This is a genomic window from Streptococcus koreensis, from assembly GCF_003627135.1.
Lineage (GTDB): Bacteria > Bacillota > Bacilli > Lactobacillales > Streptococcaceae > Streptococcus > Streptococcus ilei.
Window position 1 is genome coordinate 1,922,384 of sequence record NZ_CP032620.1, and the last position, 20,047, is coordinate 1,942,430.

General features: G+C 41.4%; 19 protein-coding genes. 3 read left to right on the plus strand and 16 right to left on the minus strand.

Annotated elements, in window-relative coordinates; genetic code table 11:
- Nucleotides 1-60: 60 nt before the first annotated feature.
- The 10 genes from arcA to D7D50_RS09645 all read right to left on the minus strand — a co-directional run bounded on the left by arcA (nucleotide 61) and on the right by D7D50_RS09645 (nucleotide 11,476).
- Nucleotides 61-1,290: an arginine deiminase gene (gene arcA / locus D7D50_RS09595; RefSeq protein WP_049514063.1), complete on the minus strand. Its 1,230-nt coding sequence runs from the start codon at nucleotides 1,288-1,290 to the stop codon at nucleotides 61-63.
- 266 nt (nucleotides 1,291-1,556) lie between these two features.
- Nucleotides 1,557-2,243 carry a Crp/Fnr family transcriptional regulator gene (locus tag D7D50_RS09600; RefSeq protein WP_042361014.1) on the minus strand — a complete coding sequence of 229 codons (687 nt, stop codon included), beginning with the start codon at nucleotides 2,241-2,243 and terminating at the stop codon, nucleotides 1,557-1,559.
- Between the two features lie 143 nt (nucleotides 2,244-2,386).
- Nucleotides 2,387-3,439, minus strand: a complete 1,053-nt coding sequence (locus D7D50_RS09605; RefSeq protein ID WP_120702179.1) for a serine hydrolase — start codon at nucleotides 3,437-3,439, stop codon at nucleotides 2,387-2,389.
- A 143-nt stretch (nucleotides 3,440-3,582) separates the two neighbouring features.
- Nucleotides 3,583-5,055 (minus strand): helicase HerA-like domain-containing protein, encoded by a 1,473-nt coding sequence (locus D7D50_RS09610; protein ID WP_120702180.1) that lies wholly within the window; start codon nucleotides 5,053-5,055, stop codon nucleotides 3,583-3,585.
- 253 nt (nucleotides 5,056-5,308) lie between these two features.
- Entirely contained in the window at nucleotides 5,309-5,914 is a 606-nt protein-coding gene (sodA, locus tag D7D50_RS09620) for a superoxide dismutase SodA (RefSeq protein WP_120702182.1), read from the minus strand.
- Nucleotides 5,915-5,985: 71 nt separating this feature from the next.
- Nucleotides 5,986-7,023 (minus strand): DNA polymerase III subunit delta, encoded by a 1,038-nt coding sequence (gene holA / locus D7D50_RS09625; protein ID WP_120702184.1) that lies wholly within the window; start codon nucleotides 7,021-7,023, stop codon nucleotides 5,986-5,988.
- Entirely contained in the window at nucleotides 7,001-7,666 is a 666-nt protein-coding gene (locus tag D7D50_RS09630) for a DUF805 domain-containing protein (RefSeq protein WP_120702186.1), read from the minus strand. The genes holA and D7D50_RS09630 overlap by 23 nt, the downstream gene beginning before the upstream one ends.
- A 62-nt stretch (nucleotides 7,667-7,728) precedes the next feature.
- Nucleotides 7,729-9,969, minus strand: coding sequence for a DNA internalization-related competence protein ComEC/Rec2 (locus D7D50_RS09635; RefSeq protein WP_120702188.1), 2,241 nt, complete (start codon nucleotides 9,967-9,969; stop codon nucleotides 7,729-7,731).
- Complete coding sequence (locus D7D50_RS09640; protein WP_023026596.1) at nucleotides 9,953-10,630, minus strand: helix-hairpin-helix domain-containing protein; 678 nt, start codon at nucleotides 10,628-10,630, stop codon at nucleotides 9,953-9,955. The genes D7D50_RS09635 and D7D50_RS09640 overlap by 17 nt, the downstream gene beginning before the upstream one ends.
- 102 nt (nucleotides 10,631-10,732) lie before the next feature.
- On the minus strand, nucleotides 10,733-11,476 hold the full coding sequence (locus D7D50_RS09645) for a lysophospholipid acyltransferase family protein (RefSeq protein WP_023022671.1): 744 nt from the start codon (nucleotides 11,474-11,476) through the stop codon (nucleotides 10,733-10,735).
- Between the two features lie 137 nt (nucleotides 11,477-11,613).
- Between D7D50_RS09645 and D7D50_RS09650 the strand changes: the two genes are divergently transcribed.
- The 3 genes from D7D50_RS09650 (at nucleotide 11,614) to D7D50_RS09660 (ending at nucleotide 15,070) form a co-directional block, all read left to right on the plus strand.
- Entirely contained in the window at nucleotides 11,614-13,953 is a 2,340-nt protein-coding gene (locus tag D7D50_RS09650) for a cation-translocating P-type ATPase (RefSeq protein ID WP_042507440.1), read from the plus strand.
- A 99-nt stretch (nucleotides 13,954-14,052) separates the two neighbouring features.
- Nucleotides 14,053-14,799, plus strand: coding sequence for a tRNA1(Val) (adenine(37)-N6)-methyltransferase (locus D7D50_RS09655; protein ID WP_023022667.1), 747 nt, complete (start codon nucleotides 14,053-14,055; stop codon nucleotides 14,797-14,799).
- Nucleotides 14,789-15,070 carry a GIY-YIG nuclease family protein gene (locus tag D7D50_RS09660; protein WP_023022665.1) on the plus strand — a complete coding sequence of 94 codons (282 nt, stop codon included), beginning with the start codon at nucleotides 14,789-14,791 and terminating at the stop codon, nucleotides 15,068-15,070. Before D7D50_RS09655 ends, D7D50_RS09660 begins: the two co-directional genes overlap by 11 nt.
- Before the next feature lie 216 nt (nucleotides 15,071-15,286).
- Here the strand turns inward: D7D50_RS09660 and D7D50_RS09665 are convergent, their stop codons facing one another.
- From D7D50_RS09665 to D7D50_RS09690, 6 genes are all read right to left on the minus strand, one after another.
- Nucleotides 15,287-15,925, minus strand: a complete 639-nt coding sequence (locus D7D50_RS09665) for a GNAT family N-acetyltransferase (RefSeq protein ID WP_120702190.1) — start codon at nucleotides 15,923-15,925, stop codon at nucleotides 15,287-15,289.
- Nucleotides 15,926-16,174: 249 nt separating this feature from the next.
- On the minus strand, nucleotides 16,175-17,155 hold the full coding sequence (gene lacD, locus D7D50_RS09670; protein WP_120701281.1) for a tagatose-bisphosphate aldolase: 981 nt from the start codon (nucleotides 17,153-17,155) through the stop codon (nucleotides 16,175-16,177).
- A 1-nt stretch (nucleotide 17,156) separates the two neighbouring features.
- On the minus strand, nucleotides 17,157-18,086 hold the full coding sequence (locus tag D7D50_RS09675) for a tagatose-6-phosphate kinase (RefSeq protein ID WP_120702192.1): 930 nt from the start codon (nucleotides 18,084-18,086) through the stop codon (nucleotides 17,157-17,159).
- Nucleotides 18,087-18,097: 11 nt separating this feature from the next.
- Complete coding sequence (gene lacB / locus D7D50_RS09680; protein ID WP_120702194.1) at nucleotides 18,098-18,613, minus strand: galactose-6-phosphate isomerase subunit LacB; 516 nt, start codon at nucleotides 18,611-18,613, stop codon at nucleotides 18,098-18,100.
- Nucleotides 18,614-18,629: 16 nt separating this feature from the next.
- On the minus strand, nucleotides 18,630-19,055 hold the full coding sequence (gene lacA / locus D7D50_RS09685) for a galactose-6-phosphate isomerase subunit LacA (protein WP_023026584.1): 426 nt from the start codon (nucleotides 19,053-19,055) through the stop codon (nucleotides 18,630-18,632).
- 69 nt (nucleotides 19,056-19,124) lie between these two features.
- Entirely contained in the window at nucleotides 19,125-20,009 is an 885-nt protein-coding gene (locus tag D7D50_RS09690) for an aldose 1-epimerase family protein (RefSeq protein WP_120702196.1), read from the minus strand.
- Nucleotides 20,010-20,047: the final 38 nt, after the last annotated feature.

Below are 20,047 nucleotides of genomic sequence, written 5' to 3' on the forward strand. Positions count from 1 at the left end.
GTCAATCAGTTTAGAGGGCTCAGTTTAGACACTGAGCCCGTCTAACCTGTAGAAGGATGATTAGATTTCTTCACGTTCGAATGGCATTGACATACAACGAGGTCCACCACGACCGCGAACCAATTCACTTCCGCGGATCTTGATCAAACGAAGTCCGTATTCTTCTAATTTCTTGTTGGTAACAGTGTTACGGTCGTATACTACTACCACACCTGGTGCGATTGTAAGAGTATTTGATCCGTCGTTCCATTGTTCACGCGCAGCAGCAACGACGTTGCCATCTCCACATGGAATCAATGTAACTTTTTCAACACCAAGGTTTTCAGCAAGCAATTCAGCCAAATCACCTTTTTCTTCAACGATCTTCAATTGTTCGTTTTCATAAGTTACAGAGAAGACGCGAAGGTTACCTTGGATTTCTGGGTGGATTGTGAATTTATCGTAGTCCACCATTGTGAATACTGTATCCAAGTGCATGAATTTACGGTTGTTAGCAAATTCGAAGGCCAATACTTTCTTGAAGCCAACGTTCTTCTTGAAGATGTTTACCAACAATTTTTCGATTGATGCAGCATCAGTACGTTGTGAGATACCAACTGCCAATACATCTTTAGAAAGTACCAACTCATCTCCACCTTCGATACGAGTATCTTCTTCACGGTTGTAGACAAGTTCAACTTTTCCACCGTAAACTGGGTGGTATTTGAAGATGTATTTACCATACAAAGTTTCACGGTTACGTGTATCTGCGTACATGTGGTTCAATGATACTGCATTACCAATTGTCGCAAATGGGTCACGTGTGAAGTACAAGTTTGGCATTGGGTCGATAGCAAATGGATAGTCAGATTCAACAAGGTCTGTCAATCCTTTTGCTTCTTCAGGAATTTCTGGAAGTTCAGCTTTTTGAACCCCTGCCATTGTTTTTTCAACCAATTCTTGGTTGTCTTCAATGCTGTGAAGCAATTCACGGATCGCAATTTTTGTTTGGCGTCCACGAATGTTCGCTTCTTCAAGGTATTCTTCGATGAACTGATCGCGAATTTCTGGAGAAGTCAATGACTCAGCAGCCAACTGTTCAAGGTAAAGTACTTCGATTCCTTCGTTACGAAGTGCTTCAGCAAATGCGTCGTGTTCTTTTTGAGCATCTTCCAAGAAAGGAATATCATCAAAAAGAAGACGTTCAAGATAGTCAGGCATCAAGTTTTCCAACTCTTTACCTGGACGGTGCAAACAAACTTTTTTCAGTTTTCCAATTTCTGAGAAAACATGAATTGGGTGTGTAGACATCTATAGTCCTCCTTTTTCTTGCGGTTTAGCTTAGCTAATCCCGTTTACAGGTTTTATTTTATCACCAATTGGTACCGCTTTCACAATCAATCTTCCATTACGAATGCCAAGAATCTGACATTTTTTTAAATATCACCCTTGTTTTATGAAAAATGAACCGCTTTCTTTGAATATTTTGCTAAATATATTCTTTTTGCGAGTAAATATTTTTTTATTTGATTTTTGAAACTTTTTAACGTTTTTGACAGAAAATAAAAGAAGCCCTATTAGGCTTCTTCAAAACTATCTAAAAAGAATGGAAGATCTAGAAAGGTTAATTTCTTATGCTTGTACTCGATTCTCTCCTCTTCTAGGAGCTTCTTTAACACTTGATTAACGGTTTCTCTCGTCGTAGCAGCTAATCTAGCCAACTCCTTCATACTCATTGGAAAAGGAATAGTTGGCCCAGACTTTTGATAATCCTTACAGAGTAGAGCTAGGGATTGGATCACACGATCACTGGCACTAGCTGCCACCACATTGCGAAGCCGCAACTCCTGGAATTCCAGAATTTTTGAAAGTTTTCTCGTTATAAAGAGAACTTGTTCCATACTGGACTGAACAATTTCCTCATAAAGCTGAACAGGGATACTGAAATATTTTACCGTTGTCATGGAAGTGGCTGTATAGTGATAAGTTGAATCTGTAAACATACCACCGTATGGGAAGACAGCTCCTTCTTTGATGTAATCCATATACGAGAAGGTGTCAGAAGAGTCAAACTCCTCAATCCGGACATAGCCTTCCACCACTAAAAAGATACGATCGCGTTTATCACCAGCAAAAAATAGGATTTGTCCCTTTGGTATTTCTCTATAATGAAGCTCTACAGCTAATTTATCAAATTTTTCAACTGGAATTTCAGAGAAAGCTGGATGGGATCGAATCAACTGATAATCTTCTTTTGTAATCATTTCTATTCTTTCTTTAGGTTCTTTAGTTATTATATCATATTTATTCACTGACCTCAAAGAATGTCACCAAGATTTTAACCATTAAACCATATTTTGCATAGAAAAAACCTTCCCAAAACTATCTTGGGAAAGGTTCTAATTCCTTAATTGACATTTACACGGTGCCATTCATTGATCACATAGCAGAGTTGACCAAGTAAATGAAGACCGTAACCACTGATCTCCGTACTTTCTGGGGTTGTCCCCCCTAGACCAGCTGTAAAAATTGAGATAAGATAAGGAGTTTGTTCGTAAACAATAGCTTCGACATTCAGGGCTTCCGCTACATAACCAGGTTTTTGCTGAATGACTAAATCTGGTAAATACCGTTTGTAGTATTCATTTGGAAAGGACTCTCCGATTAATTCTAGCAAGGTCCCATACTTTTCTTTGTGGTTCCAAAGATAGTCCAAGACTTGAATATAGTAATCAGATGTCGTTTTGTTTTCAGGACTAATAGTTTTTATTTCTGCACGGGATTTTCCATATTTTTCATACTTCCCATAGACATTGTCCATGCCACCAAAGCGGTCGGCCAAGGCATAGGCCGGCGTATTTTCTGAATAGACAAGAGAATAACGTTGCATATCTGGAATCGTCATAGCTCCACCAAAGGCAGCTACATAATTATCATGCTCTCCAAGGTACTCGTAGTAAGTATTGGTAATATCAAATTCATCCGTTAAGTTTAATTTCCCTGCATCGACTTCATCCACGACTAACATATTTAGGGGCAGTTTATAAGTACTTCCCGCTGTCATTGGCTGCAACTCATTCATCGAAAACTGTTGGCCTGTAGCAGGATTTTTATAGGTAAAGGTGATTTGAGAAGGATCAATTCCATTTTCAGCCATGTAGTCTTGTACAACCTCGACCAAACCTTTATTGGCATAATCATAGACGAGGCCCAGATACTCCATAGTTTCACGGTCCTGATCGAGGACTGCTTGTTTCTCCTCAGGAGTTTTGACACGGGGAGGTTGAAGGGGTTGCTTTTCTTGCTTTGACTCGACTGATTGACCTGTCGTTCCCTCTTTAGCAAGCGGTGGAACTGGAGCTTGATGTAGATGGAGGTAAGTTAATGCTCCAACTCCTCCTATACATAATAAAATTCCCAACACAATCATGATCGATCGAACATTAAATATTTTTTTCATATGAAGTTAATTATAAAAGATTCTCTTTAAAATAACAAGGTATTTCTGGATCAGAAAACGATTTCTTCTGGCAGGAACTTTTTTAGCAACTCCAACCTCAATCTTTCCTCAGGTTCCTATGAATCCATCCAATTTTTACTGTCTTATTTGCGCTTAAAGGATCCCATAATCAATTTAGCAACTTCGCGTGCAATAGTACGGAACAAGGAACTGATAAAGGAATCTTTTGCCTTTTCTAAACTAGATTTCCGTGGACGGCCTGGACTCCGTTTTTGGCTGGCCCTCTCTTCTGCAACTCTCGTCTTTTCTTCCTCTTCCCGTTCCTTTTCATTCTCTTCTCTAGCAGATTTTTCAGTCAATTTTTCATAAGCTGATTCATTGTCTACTCGAACAGCATATTTTTGATGGAAAGGAGAGCTGGTGATCAAGGCTAACTGTTCACTTTCGTTTAACAAATCAAAACTGGATTGTGGAGATAAAATATAAGAACGTTCAACCACACTTGGTTGTCCCTTTTCATTTAGAAAGGAAACTAGAGCTTCCCCTGTTCCCAACTCCGTCAAGACAGTTTCCGTATCAAACTCTGGGTTTGGTCGGAAGCTTTGAGCAGCAACTTTGATGGCCTTCATTTCTTTTGGCGTATAGGCACGCAAGGCATGTTGGACTCGGTTACCAAGTTGGGCTAAGACAGATTCAGGGAGATCTTGAGGATTCTGCGTAATAAAGTAAATCCCTACTCCTTTAGATCGGATGAGGCGAACGACTTGCTCAACTTTTTCAAGGAAGAGCTTACTTGCATCATTAAACAAAAGGTGGGCTTCATCAAAGAAAAAGACAAATTTTGGTTTTTCTAGATCTCCAACTTCTGGCAAGGTTTCGAACAGACGAGACAACATCCAGATAAGGAAGGTTGAATAGAGCTTAGGGGAGTTAAAGAGACGAGTTGCTGACAGAATGTTGATGTAGCCTCGTCCACTGCTATCCAATTGCATAAAATCTTGAAGATCCAAAGCTGGCTCTCCGAAGAATTGATCTGCTCCCTCTTGTTCTAGCACCAACAAGCTTCGTTGAATAGCTCCCACTGATTGTTTACTGATATTTCCATACTGAGCGGAATATTCTGAGGCATGGTCATACACTTCCTTCAAAAGACTCTGTAAATCCTTCAAATCAATCAAAGGCCAATTTTTTTCCTTGGCTAATTTAAAGACGATGGCCAAAATCCCTGTTTGCGTTTCGTTGAGATCCAACAAACGAGCTAGCAAAAGAGAGCCCATTCCTTCAATCGTTGCACGGACCGGATGGCCTGCTTGGCCGAAGACATCCCATAAGCGAACTGGAAAAGCCTGAGGTTCAAAAGGATCTGTAATACCTAGGAGCTTATAGCGCTCCTCCATCTTTGGCGTCCATTGTCCTGCTTTGGCAAGACCGGAAAGATCACCCTTGATATCTGCTAGAAATACTGGAATCCCTTGCTGACTCAATTTTTCAGTTATCACTTTTAAGGTAACGGTTTTCCCTGTTCCAGTAGCTCCCGCAATCAAACCATGGCGGTTGAGCATTTTTAAATAAAGTGGAGTATCTACTGCTCCTTTAGTAATCGTAATACTCGTCATTTTCATTCTCCCTTTTTTCGAGGCATAGTTTTTTCAGAAAAAGTGACAGGAGTTTCTTCCTTATGTAGGAAGCTTTTTTCCTCACTTTCACATACTCTTCTAGTGTATCATTTTCAAGTATAAACGCAAGAAATATCCCTTCCAAAATGGGAGATTCATTTGAATCTAATTCGACCAATTTGAAAAATAAAAAGCCTGAATCGAGAGGCACCATTAAGCTACCTTTTGATTCAAACTTTTTTATTATGAAAGCTTATTTAGCTGCTGCGTAAAGCTCATCAACTTTGTTCCAGTTAATTACTGAGAAGAAAGCTTTGATGTAGTCAGGACGAACGTTGCGGTATTTCACGTAGTAGGCATGTTCCCAAACATCCAAGCCCAAGATTGGTTTCTTCCCTTCTGAGATTGGTGTATCTTGGTTTGCTGTTGAAGTCACTTCAAGCTTCCCTTCTTTGTTAACAACCAACCATGCCCATCCAGAACCGAAGCGTGTTGTAGCCGCTGCAGTAAAGGCTGCTTGGAATTCTTCAAATGAACCGAAAGCTGCATCGATTGCTGCTGCAAGTTCTGCTGAAGGAGCTGTTTTTTCAGGAGTCATCAATTCCCAGAAAAGAGCGTGGTTCAAGTGTCCGCCACCGTTGTTGATAAGCGCTTGACGGATATCAGCTGGGATAGATTCTACATCTGCAAGCAAAGCTTCAAGGTCTTCACCGATTTCAGGGTGTTTTTCAAGAGCTACATTAGCGTTATTTACATATGCTTGGTGGTGTTTGTCATGGTGCAAGTGCATTGTTTCAGCATCAATATATGGTTCTAATGCATCGTAAGCGTATGGAAGGTCTGGTAAAATAATTGCCATGGAAAATACCTCTTTTTCTTTATGTATATAAAAATGATAACGCAATCATCTAATTTATTCAACTATTCTGCTTACACCGATGGATTAGCCAGCTTTAGTAAAGCTAAATCAAATAAATAATCTTTCTCATAAGTTCCCGATTTCATTTGAAAATCGGTATCAATCAAAAGACAAATAGCCTGCTCCAAATAAGAAAGAGAAATTCCTCTACTATCCCTTAGGGCAAATTTGACTTGGTAGGGGTTCACTTTTCGGCCGGTCAGCTCTGATAGGTCTGAAACGATTTGGGATTCTGTCCGTCCCTCCTGCTTCAACAGTTTGACCTGTGTGTAGACGCGGAACTGACTCAACAAAATGGCCAAGAGTTTGATTTCATCTTCGCCTTGTAACCGCAGGTCCTTGACCAAACTACGAGCGGGATCAATTTGTTTCTTTAAGATCATCTGGATCAGATCAAACAGATTATCCTGTAGGGTCTTCGGAATAGCCTCTTCAATATCTGAGATGGTAATGCTCGAAGCTCCTTTGTACGTTTTAAGAAACTCCAAGTTTTTCTGAATCTCACTAAAATCAAAGCCAGATTTGATCAAAAGTTGTTCGAATGCTGGTGAATCAATCGCTAGCTCTAGTGACTTAATCTCTTCCGTGAAATGGGCACGCAACTCTTGTTCCTTTAATTCAGTTGCCTCCAGCACCTGGGCATCCCGTTTTAAAAGCTTGACAATCCTTCGTTTGCTATCCAGTTTTCCTTCCGCAAAAACAATTAAGCGAGTCGTTTCTAAAGGCGCCGATAAGTAACCTTCAAAGTACTGCAATTCATCATCCGTCAGGTATCTTTTTTTCGCGGTCGTCACATCGACAAAATGATCCAAAATCACTATTTTTTCATCCGCAAAAAATGGGAGGCTGACCAAGTCAAGCTCAACTTCTGAATAAGCTGTTTCCTTCATGTCAAAATAAGAATAGTTTAAATCAGATGAATCGTAGCCTACTTTCTTTAAAAGTTGCTCTTTCATCCACTCAAACTGACCAATGTCGTCCCCTGAAAGAACCAGGATAGGAGGAAGGTTCTTGGCACTAATTTTTTTAATTGTTTGTAAAGCCTGCATGTTCTGAAGGTACCTCATTCCACTCTCTAAAATGATACTGAGTCTGTTCCGATTCCATTTTCTTTTCAAGTGGCGCTTTCTCTAGTGGAGTTGGTGGAGCCGAAACAATCTGGGGAATAGCTGAAAAACTGTTGGGCTCCATCAAATGGAAAGGAATACTTGGCGAAGAGACCTCGGGACTCGTCGAAGCAAATCCTTGAGAAACATTTTGGTCCGGTTGCACCAGTCTAGCAGTTGGAAGGAGCAAGAGACAAGCCAAGCATAGCAAACCTGCAAGAGATAAGACTAGAAAAATCGAAATAGGAGATAAAAGGTAGATCAAGATAGGACCTAGAAATAGGAAAATCAAAGCCCAATGAAGACCTGCATCTCTCAAGCGCCGAACGACTACTGCTTGTTGAGGAACAAAAATAAGATAGAGATAGAGGAGAAAAAAGATGCTTAACCAATCCGAAACGTCCATCCCGATCAAAGGAATCACCTCTTCCTCTGATTTCGAATTTGAAAAGAATAAGACCAATTGGTAAATCCAAAAAGGACTTGTAAACAATAAATGCCAGACTTGGCTAATCCAAAATTCTTTTCTATCTGATCTTCTAGAAAAATCAGCATATTGCATCCAGAACAACTGTAATGATTTCATACTTGTAACCTCATTTCCTTGACTTTATCATAGCAATTTTCAAGCTAGAAATCAAACAGCTTTTATCGAACGGTTTCAATCTTCCACTGATTCCATCCTCTAAAACGAATCGCTCCTTGCTGATCTGTCCGAAAAACCATCATCTGCAACTCTTTAAATCGCTCCAAGGTTTCCTGATGAGGATGCTGGTAACGATTTTTTTCTCCCGCAGATATCAAGGCAATTTTTGCTTGGATTTGCCTTAAGAAGGCTGGGTGAGAAGAGCCCTTAGAACCATGGTGGCCTGCTTTTAATACATCCACGCGTAGTTGAGGATAGCGGGCTAACAAGGTCTTTTCCCCCTCTTCTTCTAAATCTCCTGTAAAAAGGAAGGTCCAACCATAAAACCGGCCATAGAGAACAAGAGAATCGTTATTACTCCCATCTCCTACTTCTACCGGATAGAGAACTTCTGCACTCCCATCAAAGATTGACAGTTGATCACCAGCCTCCAGCGTCTTTACAGGTAGGTTTAACCGTTTGAGCAAACGGACAAAGGAGTCTTTTTTTAAGCTTCCCTTGGAAATGTTGATTTCCTTAATGCTAACCTTAGCCGCAAGGACTTCCAAATCTCCCATGTGATCTGTGTCAGTATGTGTGAGAATCATATGATCTATCTGGTCAATCCCCCTGCTCTTCAGATAAGGGAGCAGGGTCCGTTCTGCATTGCTAGTAGACCTTCGCTTCTTCCATGCCTCCTTTTGGCCAAAGTCCATTTTTCCTCCTGTATCAATTAAGATCGTTTTTCCTCGCCAATCACGCAACAAAATACTATCACCTTGACCAATATCAATGATGGTAATCTCATTTTCTAAAGGGTGCTTCACGATAGCAAATACAGAGCATACTAAGAGTAAGAACAGGTATCTCCATTTCTTAACCTTTCGCATCTCATAGAGACAAGCCAATAAAAATAACAGCAAGAGGAAGAAAGAAATACTTGGTTGTCCAAAAACCAAAGATTGACTGGTAAATCCTGCTATATACTCCATACTTTTTTCCATCCAGATGAAGAAGGGATTCCAGAAGGTCAATGGATATAGAAACGAGAGGAGAAAGACGACACTCAATCCTGGTAACAAAAGGACATCAAATAAGAGGGAAAAAACAAAGGTTAGAGGGAGAGACCAGGGCTGGTATTCTCCAAAGAAAAAAATCAAAAAAGGAAGAACCCCTAGTGTTAACACCAGACTCTCCTTGACGACTTTTCGGATTCCTGACTTCTCCTCCTCGGAAGAGGTTAGCGTTAATATAAAAGCGTAGGCACAAGATAAGAGTCCCCCAGCAGTCAATAATGAAGAAGGCAGAAAAAGGAGCAACAAGAGGAGGGTCATCCCCATATTCTCCATTCCTTTGAGACCTTGCTGGGCTAGGAGCTTCTGTATAAGGCTTCGAACGACCGAAACCGAAAAGCCCGTCATCCCAGCATAAAGAAGCGAAAACGGATAGAGGAGGATTGCAACTTTTTCCTGCTCCAATCCCAAGCGAAGAAAGAATCGTCGAAAAGTATCTAAGAAGAAAGCGACCTGCATGCCCGACAAGGCGAACAGATGGATAATCCCCAAGTTCGAATACAGCTGACTCATTTCTTCGAACTCCACATCTAAAAAACCAAAAAGCAAGCCCGTCATATAGTGACTCATGGGTTGGGGGAAATGCTGGTGAACCCACACAAGAGCCTTCCGCCTCCAACTAGACAGGAGGCCTATTAAATCTCTAGGTTCAGCAGGTCTCTTTTCAAGGATCTGGCTGATTTTCAAAAGATGATAGATCCCTTGTGTTTTCAGATAAGCCTGGTAATCAAAGCCCATGAAATTTCGCTGTTTTGTCGGGGTCTCTAATTCTCCTTTTATTCTTAATTCTAGCCCATGATCCAAGTGTTTAAAATAGGCTTGTTCTTCTTTTGTCTGAAGCTGATAGAAAACCTGAAAAGTACGACTACCTGACTGAGCACGAAAGGATAAGGCATCTCCATTCACCTTGATGGTATCTGGTAAGAGCTGAATAACCCTTGGAACCTCTTGATCCCGCGCTTCCTGCTTACCATGTTCGATTCGAAAAGCAAAACAAAGTGTAGCAAACAAGAGAAGCCCTACTAGGATTAGAAATTGTTTGCCATTGTAGCGTCTACTAAACAAGATGAAGAAGGCCAGAAGGAAGATTGGAGCGAGCAAGTGACCTGTATACATCCAATAATAAAGAGCCAAGACGGGAAGAGTCAGATGAAATGGATGAATATTGATGCTTCTAATCCACTGTAACATGCTCTTTTAACTTTTCTAACATCTTTTGGCCAATCCCAGAAACATTTTTCAATTCATCAACAGATTGAAATTTTCCTTTTTCCTCTCGATAAGCAATGATATCCTGAGCTCGTTTTTGACCAATCCCAGAAATAGTCTGTAATTCTGCTTCTGTGGCTGTATTGAGATTAACCTTGCCATCCTTTTGCTGGTTTTCACCACCTGTGGTCCCAGCAGAAGCAGACGCTACAGGCGCCACTTCTTCTCCATTCTTAGCAACATAGACAATAGACTCATCCTCTAATTTTTGAGCCAAGTTGACAGATTGGCTATTGGCTTCGTCTGTCATCCCTCCTGCTTTTTGCACTGCATCATAGACCCGACTCCCCACCGGAAGCTCATAGACTCCCGCTTGTCTGACAGCCCCCTTCACATCCACCATGATTTTCTCATGCGAGGAGTCGGTCTTTTCCTCACTTCTCTCCTGAGAGCTCGAAGTAAAGCTTGAATCTCCCTTAGGAGAACTCTCTTGCTCCACCATTTCTAACTGAGAAATGACCGTTTCCGGTGCTTGTGGGGTTGGCTTAGGCCAAAAGAGAAACACTCCTCCCACCACTAGCCCCACAGCAACCAAGCCTAAAAACAGTTTATATTCCTTGATCTTCTCAATCCATGTCTCCATAAATACCCCTTTTATTTTTATTATTCGTAAAAAATCAAACAAATAAAAAAAAAATGTCAAAAATCACATGATTTTTGACATTCTTTTTATCTAGAGAGCTGTCTAGTCTTTCCGATGCTTATCTGGATCCCAAACGAAACTTGCGATATAACTAAACAAGAGGGTCAGTAAAGCGACAACCAAGACAAATGGCAACAATAAAAACTTCAAGAAACGGATGAGGATAAGAGGTTTCCGGTCATTGCGGAGTGCCTGAGATTCCGCATCTAAGCGATCAAACTCAGCCTGAATACGTCTTGCAACTTCTTCCACTCCCTCATCATTCATTTTTGCAATATCAGAGATATCAATAGGGTGCCCAAAGTTCATGTCAACCCGTTCACAGCTAGCTAGTCCTTTCAAGGTCATTGGACCAGTATAAGTTACAGGCATAATACGAACCTTGGCCATTTTGGCAATCACGGCAACTCCACCCTTCACATCCTGAGAATGGCGGCTTCCACTTGGAAACATAATCAAGGAACGCTTGCTTTTCTTGAGCATATTGACTGGATATTTGATAGCAGCTGCACCTGGATTTTCACGGTCAATTGGGAAGGCTCCACACATGCGAATCCACCAACCAAAAATTCGATTGGCAAAGAGCTCTTTCTTGGCCATAAAGATAAATTGCTTAGGCTTGGTAGCAAAGGCCATATAGACCGGATCCCACCAAGTCCGGTGAGGAGCGACAAGTATATAATTTTCTTCTTGACTTGGGATCAGTTCCTTATGATGATAATGAGCATTTCCATTCAGAACCCATAAAATAAAGGTCACTAACCCACGTAAATAGGTATAAAACATGCTTTCTCCTTTGATAATTCTCTTGTTTAACCATTATACCTTATCCTTTTGTTCCCCGCAAATCTTTTCAAAAAGTGTGTGACTCAACAAATTGACTACATCTAGTCTTTTTCTTAAAAAAATGATATCATGTTTCTATGGAAATGAATGAATTAAAGGGATTAACCTATGAAGAGGTCCGCAAAAAAATACAGCGTGGCCAAACCAACGAATTTAAAGCGAACACCAGTACCAGTACCTGGCAAATCATCAAGCGTAACGTCTTCACCTTGTTTAATGCTCTGAACTTTGTGATTGCTCTCGCTTTGGTTGCGGTACAAGCCTGGAGTAACCTGGTCTTTTTTGCAGTCATCTGCTTTAATGCCTTATCTGGAATTGCCACAGAGCTCCGTGCTAAACGGATGATTGATAAATTGAATTTGATGAGTAAGGAGCTCGTTACTGTCATCCGAGCAGGGGAAGAAGAAAGCATTGATCCTGAGGAAATTGTCCTTGGCGATGTGATTAAGCTTTCGGCAGGTGACCAAATTCCGAGTGACGCCATCGTTCAAATCGGGATTGCAGAAGCCAACGAAGCTATGCTGACAGGAGAAAGTGACTTGGTGCTCAAGGGAGAGGGAGATGAACTGCTATCCGGAAGCTTCTTGGTAAGTGGCCAAGTCTACGCTCGTGTCAATCGTGTGGGGGCCAATAACTATGCTAATAAATTGATGGTCGAGGCGAAAACTCTCAAACCCATCAATTCGCGCATTCTCTATAATCTCGCAAAAATCTCTAGTTTCACTGGTAAGATTATTATCCCATTTGGTATCGCCCTCTTCTGTGAAGCCTTTTTTATCAAGTTGCTTCCAATGAAAGATTCTGTGGTGACTTCTTCTACTGCCCTCCTGGGCATGTTGCCAAAAGGGATTGCCCTTCTGACAGTAACATCTCTCTTAACAGCCGTGATCAAATTAGGGATGCGCAAGGTCTTGGTTCAAGAGATGTATTCAGTCGAAACACTGGCTCGTGTGGATACTCTTTGTTTGGATAAGACGGGAACCATCACCCAAGGAAAAATGACCGTCAAAGGCATTCACTCCCTGTCTGAACACTTTTCTGAAGAAACCATCGAAGTCATTCTCGCTGCATATATGCAAAATTCTGAGGATAACAACCCGACTGCCCAAGCTATCCGTAAGGCATATGGGGAGCTAGAACATGCCTATACAGCAGAATCAATCATTCCATTTTCAAGCGATCGAAAATGGGGAGCTATGACCCTGTCTAACTTGGGAACGATTTATTTGGGTGCCCCAGAGATGCTTCTCAAAGAAAATCCTCCAGCAGTATTGGAAGCCCAAGCCCATGGATCACGGGTCTTGATTTTAGCTCGTAGTGTTGAAGTCATTGATATGCATGATTTGACTTTACCAAGTGATGTAGAAGCTATCGCTGTGATTGAAATCTTAGATCCAATCCGTGAAGGGGCTGCTGAAACCTTAGATTATCTTCGCTCACAAGATGTGGATTTAAAAATCATTTCAGGAGATAATCCTGTTACCGTTTCCTATATTGCCAAAGAAGCCGGTTTTGATAGCTACGATAATTATGTGGACTGTTCAAAAATCGATGATGCTGAGCTAGTTGATCTAGCGGAGAATACTGCTATTTTCGGTCGGGTATCTCCTCACCAAAAGAAACTCTTGATTCAAACCCTCAAGGCCTCTGGTCGTACCACTGCTATGACAGGAGATGGGGTCAATGATATCCTAGCCTTACGAGAAGCTGACTGCTCCATCGTGATGGCCGAAGGAGATCCTGCAACACGTCAAATTGCCAATCTGGTCTTGTTAAACTCAGACTTCAATGATGTTCCAGAAATTCTCTTTGAAGGTCGTCGGGTCGTTAATAATATTGGCCGAATCGCACCCATCTTCTTTATTAAGACCATTTACTCCTTCATCCTGGCCATTATCTGTATCGCAAGTGCCCTGTTCTTTGATGTGAACTACTTGTTGATTTTCCCATTTATTCCAATTCAGATTACGCTGATCGATCAGTTTGTCGAAGGATTCCCACCATTTGTCTTGACCTTTGAACGAAATATTAAGCCAGTGGAAAAACACTTCCTCAAACGTTCCTTGCATCTGGCCTTGCCAAATGCCTTGATGGTTGTCTTTAGCGTCCTGTTTGTTCGTTTATGGGGAGCTCATCATGGCTGGTCAAGTCTTGATATGTCTACCCTCTCCTACTACCTATTAGGATCTATTGGTTTCTTGTCTGTTATTCGGGCTTGCTTACCACTCAATATCTGGCGAGGACTCTTAATCATCTTCTCTGTCTGTGGTTTCTACCTTTCTGCCTTTTACTTGAAAGGTCTGATTGAAATTGGAACATTGACAGCTGTGACCTTCCCAGTCTACCTTGCCTTGATGTCCCTCTTTACAGGGATCTTCATCTTGGCGACGATTTATCAAAAATATGAATTTTATTAAAAAACTCTTTGATAAGGATAGAACAAAAGTTCTATCTTTATTTTTTCGTTATCCCTTTCCTAGCTTTTCCCCGTCCTCTTTTCGTGCTATAATAGATCCATGAACGATATCGAATTAAAAGACGGTGAACGCATCAACCAATTATTTTCTAGTGATGTGAAAATTATTCAGAACAGAGAGGTTTTTAGCTATTCTATTGATAGTGTTCTCTTGTCGCGCTTTCCTAAACTGCCCAATCGCGGTCTGATTGTCGATCTTTGTGCCGGCAATGGTGCTGTCGGACTCTTTGCTAGCACGCGCACGAAAGCAACCATCGTTGGAGTAGAAATACAGGAAAGACTAGCGGATATGGCGGAACGTTCAATCCAATTAAACGGTCTGTCTGACCGTATGTCCATGATTACAGATGATCTAAAAAACTTGCCCCACCATTTCCCCGGTAGTAAGATTGACATTATCCTATGTAATCCTCCCTACTTTAAAGTGGACGAGCATTCCAATTTAAATGAGAGCCCTCATTATTTGCTAGCCCGCCACGAGATTACCACCAATCTGGACCAAATTTGTCAAGTGGCCCAACGGACCCTCAAATCCAATGGTCGACTCGTCATGGTGCATCGTCCTGATCGCTTCTTAGATATCATTGAAACCATGAAACGCTTCAATCTGGCTCCCAAACGGATTCAATTTGTCTATCCTAAGGTCCATAAAGATGCCAACATGCTCCTCATTGAGGCTATTAAAGATGGATCGCGGGATGGTCTAAAAATTCTTCCCCCATTGTTCATCCATGAGGAGGATGGAAGCTATACGCCGGAAATTCATGAGATTTATTATGGAAACTAAAGCCTATATGTATGTTGTCCAGTGTGCGGATGGAACCCTCTATACTGGCTACACGACCGATATCGAGCGCCGCATCAAAGCTCACAATGCAGGAAAAGGAGCTAAATATACACGCCCAAGACTTCCTGTAACCTTGATTTACCAGGAGTCTTTTCCTGACAAAAGGACGGCTATGTCTGCTGAAGCCCTGTTTAAACATAAGACAAGAGAAGAAAAGCTAACCTATATCAAGCAACATAAAAAGAAGCAAAATTCAAATGATAGGACCTGAATAACAAGTCTAAATGTAAGAAAAAGAGAGTGGGACAGAAATCGGTAATTCGTTAGAATTCGATTTCGTCGTCCCACCTCCGCACAGTTGAGTAGGGCTGTAAAAGCTGATGAAATCAGCCTAGTAGAGCCCACTCAACCACTGCGTCTTGCTCGACTATCCAAAGACAATTGAGAGGCTAGGACTTTTGTCCCAGCCTCCTTTTTTAAAAATAATCTAGGATTCGTCATCAAGGTTTTTTAAAAAAGCCCAATTCCCAACAGACTGCTTTCCATAGTCGAGAACCATAGAGTCTAATAGGACGAATTCATTCTTCTTATAGAAAAAGACATTTTGCTGAGTACTGGTGATCAAGCCTAGACGCTTACAACCTTTGGCCTTTACGTAAGGTTCAATCCCGTTTTGGAGGAAATGACTGCCAACACCTTGTCCCTGAACAGTTGGGCTCACAGCAAACATCATTAAATACCAGTCAAAGTTTCCGGACTTTTTCAAATGCTGTTCTGAACGTTCTACGAGATCTAGGTATTTCAGCAAATTTAATGGTGTGATATAACGGAATAACTTAAAAATCCCATTTAGTAGATAAGAGATCATTGAGAAATCTTTTTGTTGCAACAGCCCCACCGCTATGATTTCTCCGTCTCGTTCAGCAACTAAGCAAGTTTCCTCTTTGATGTACAGCTTGACTAATAAGGTATGCAATAGTTCAATAAAGGCCGGAAAGTATTCAGGCTTTTTTAAATCTTCTTTAATGACGGTTAAAAATGGATAATTCATAAAAGCATCAGAACAGACTTTTCCAATCGTCTTGTACTCGTCTAGCCTCGCTTCTCTATATACGATCCTTTCCATACGCCAACTCCTTCACTCTTATAAATCTATTATACTGTAAAACACTCTTATTTTCGATTGCAATGTATAATTATCACATAAATCCTTACAAATCAGAAGCTATTTGAATAGTGAAAAAAATGTTAATCAGATTTATGAACATTGGGAACCAATTTTTGACGAACGACCAAGATGATTCCTTTCTCCAAACAAAAAAATAGCCCTTCTAGATGGCTAGAAAGACTATTTTATACGTTAGGAACAAAGGAATTAAATGCGCTCTTTCCAAGAAGTTGCGACTTGGTCCAAGACTTGGTTGAGTTCTTCAATGTTGCGACGACCTTCGGTACGCAACCATTCACGAGCCGCCTCTTCCCCATTCTTGATGTAGGCTTCTACAGATCCAGCCCAAGTTGCACGTCCGCAAAGAACCCCGTTGAAGTTTGCGCCTGCTTCATGGGCAAAGACTAGGGTTTCTTGGAAGAGTTTGGCAGAAACACCTGCACTCAAGTAGATGTATGGAAGGTTGGTTGCTTCTTCTTGTTCTTTAAAGAAGGCTGCAGCTTCCTCACGGCTATGCACAATTTCTCCATCGCCAAATCCTTCTACGTATTTGACGTTAACTGGCACTTCTACTTTCAAGACATCGATGTTGAAGCGTGGGTCTGAGAAGACTTTCATCGCTTCGATGACTTTGCGAGGTTTCACTTTAGCGTATTCTACAGAACCTGCATCAGCGATTTTTTCATCATAAGCCAAGATTTCAAGGAAGAATGGAATTTCTTCTGCTACACATTCTGAACCGATGCGTTCGATGTAGGCTTGTTTTTCTTGGTTGAGTTCGTCTGCACTGTCCACATCATAGTAGAGCAAGAATTTCACTGCATCTGCACCTTGTTCTTTGATGCGTTTAGCTGACCAAAGGTTGAGGCAGTCTGGCAGACGCTTGGTGCTAGAAGTGTCATAGCCTGTTTTTTCATATGCCAACAAGAGCCCTGCTTCTGCATCCAAGACCTTGGTCGCTGGAAGTCCATACTCAGGGTCCAAGAGCATAGAAGATGCGAATGGTGTCAATTCTTCAGCCACCAAGACCTTCAATTCTTCCATTTGAGCCACTGTTGGTTCTGTGTCTTGGTATTGGGCCATGAGGCGTTTCAAGGCACCGCGTTGGTCAAAAGCCAAGGCAGAGATCACACCCTCTTTGGTGCTCAATTTTTCTAAATAGTTGCGTTTTTGTTCTGTTAATACCATCTTATACCTCTTTTACATTTATCTGTTGATACAAATCATCATAGTGGGCCATATTGACATGTCCGGTCATCTTTTCTTGAGCATTTAGCATCCCTAGGACCATGGCATGGGTCAAAAGAGCTGCGTCATCCTTCCCGCTACTGAGACCAGCAGAAATACCAGCCACGGTTGAATCACCAGATCCCACCGGGTTAACGACTTCAATTTTTGGAATGTCCACTTTATAGAAGACATCACCATGTTTGGCAAAGGCTCCATCTCCACCTAAGGATACAATAATCCATTCAATCCCTTCAAATAGCGAATCTTTCAGGACTTCTTTCAAATCCTCAAAATCAGCTGAAACATCACGTCCCAATAGTTGAGAGAGTTCTTCGCGATTGGGCTTGATAACCGTTGGTTTGAACTCGGAGTGAAGGACTGCTTCTAAGGATTTACCAGATGAATCCAGCACTACTTTACGTCCTGCTTCTCTTGCAATCTCAATTAAACTCGCATAATAGTCTACTGGTAGACCTACAGGTAGACTACCCGAAATGGCAATCACATCTGATGTCGGCATGAGAAGTTTGAAATGATGAAGAAATCCCAAGGCTTCCGTCCGAAGTATTTCTGGACCTGCTTCTAAAATTTCTGTTTGATTTCCTTCATGTAAGATGGCGATACAGTTTCGTGTATCACCCAGAATATCATAGAAGAAAGATTGAACGTCTCGTGGAAGATGGGTCTTGATGAATTGACCATTGGTCCCCCCCACAAAACCTGTTGCTCCAACTGTTTCACCGCTCTCAGCTAAGACACGGGTGACATTCAACCCTTTACCACCTGCTGTTTTAGAAACTTCCGACACACGGTTAACGGTATCCAACTTCAATTCTTCCAAGGGATAAGAAATATCAATGGACGGATTCAAGGTGACAGTTAAGATCATAATCCTACCTCTTAGTCGTGGTACTCACCACGATCCCATTTTTCAAGGAATTCTGTAAAGAAGTCTGCATCCTCTTGGTGCTCATTATGAGTCTCCAAATGTTGAATCTTGGCAATCAATTTCTTGTTTTCTTCACTTGGTTTGTATTCTGCATGAATGAAAGCTTCAATGATATCGCACATGAGCAACTCACCAGTTACTTTTCCACCGAAACCAATGACGTTGGCATTGAGTTCTTCTTTGGCATAAAGTGCAGTTGTCATATCGCGGACCAAGGCTGAACGGATTCCAGGGACCTTGTTAACCGCGTTGTTAATCCCAACGCCAGTCCCACAGATACAGACTCCAAGGTCTGCTTGGCCACTTGCTACAGCTTCTCCGACTTTTTTCCCAAAAATTGGGTAGTGGGTACGCGCGTGGTCATAGGTTCCGAAGTCAAGAACTTCATAACCTTTTGATTTCAAAAATTCAGAAACAGCCATTTTTTCATTTGTGACAATATGGTCACATCCAATTGCAATTTTCATTCGTTTACTCCTCCCCTTAGCACATCTTGTTGAGCATATCGACACGGATTTGGTGGCGACCGCCGTCATACTTACCGTTTACAAAACCTTTGGCGATATTTTTGGCCAATTGGTCACCCACGATTTGAGCGCCCATGGTGATCATGCGAGAATTGTTGTGGCCACGAGTCATGTAGGCAGAACGCTCATCTGAAACTTCTGCCGCAACCATTCCTTTAATTTTAGTAGCGACCATGAATGGACCAGCACCATAGGCATCAATGACGATACCAAGATTGTCTTCTGCTTGTTTGACTTCCTTAGCGACAGCCAAAGTCACATCGACAAAGTCTTGCCCTTCTTCTGTCACATCCACTACTTGGAAACCTTCTGCTTCCAAATATTCTTTGACTACTTCTTTTAAGCGGATACCTGCTGCATCCGCACCAATAATAACTGACATATTATGCTCCTTCTTTTAATTCATTTTTCAATCAAATACAGAAACTTCTATATTCAACAACATTATTATCTATAAAATTTCGATTTCAAAACTTAGTTCAGCTGTTTGACCTGCTGACAAGAGACGAACTTGCTTTTTATATTCCAAATAATCACTCTCTTCAAGGGAAGTGGATAAACCAGACCAAGGCTCTAAAGCGATAAATGGTCCTTTATTAGGTGTTGTCCAGATGATCAAGTTTGAAAAATCTGGAAAATGAAGGCTTACTCCTTTTTCGTGCTTTTTAGAGCGGAGGATCACCCTTCTTGATTGTAAGCAATCTAAGGTGATGGCATCCTTTTGGAAGAGATCGTAATCGAGATTTAGGATTTTCTCTTGCTGTAAGAAAGGTGTCCGATCAAAGACGTTTAGCAAGCCTGTCTCTGGATAGGATTTAGGAATACTACAGGTCTCTTCTTGTTCGAATTCCAGGTAGTAATCTTCAAATCCTTCATCCGCCAGTAACGGACAATTAAATCCTGGATGGCCACCAACGAAAAAGGGCATGACTCCTTCCTCACCAAGATGGTGAACCCGATAGGTTACTTGAATCTTCTTACCAAGTAATTGATAAGAAATTTCTAATCTGAAATGATAGGGATATTGCTGATACATTTCTTCCGTATCTTCTATCCCAAAAGTCACCCGATCTTCTGTTTGCTCAACCAGCTCAAAGTTTTTCTTGCGAACCAGCCCGTGGCGAGGGATCTTCCCAACACCTTGAGGGCGATACATGGTTGTATCATTTCGAACCGAACCACAGATAGGAAAGAGAACTGGGGCTTGGCCACTCCAATACTGAGCATCACCCTGCCAAAGATATTCGATACCTTCCTGATCCTTGATAGAGGTCAGCTCACCACCTAACTCCTTGAAACAAACTTCCAGATCATTATTTTTTAAAGCTATCCTCATATTTCACTCCTTAGCATGTTATTTTAGAGAAAAAACTA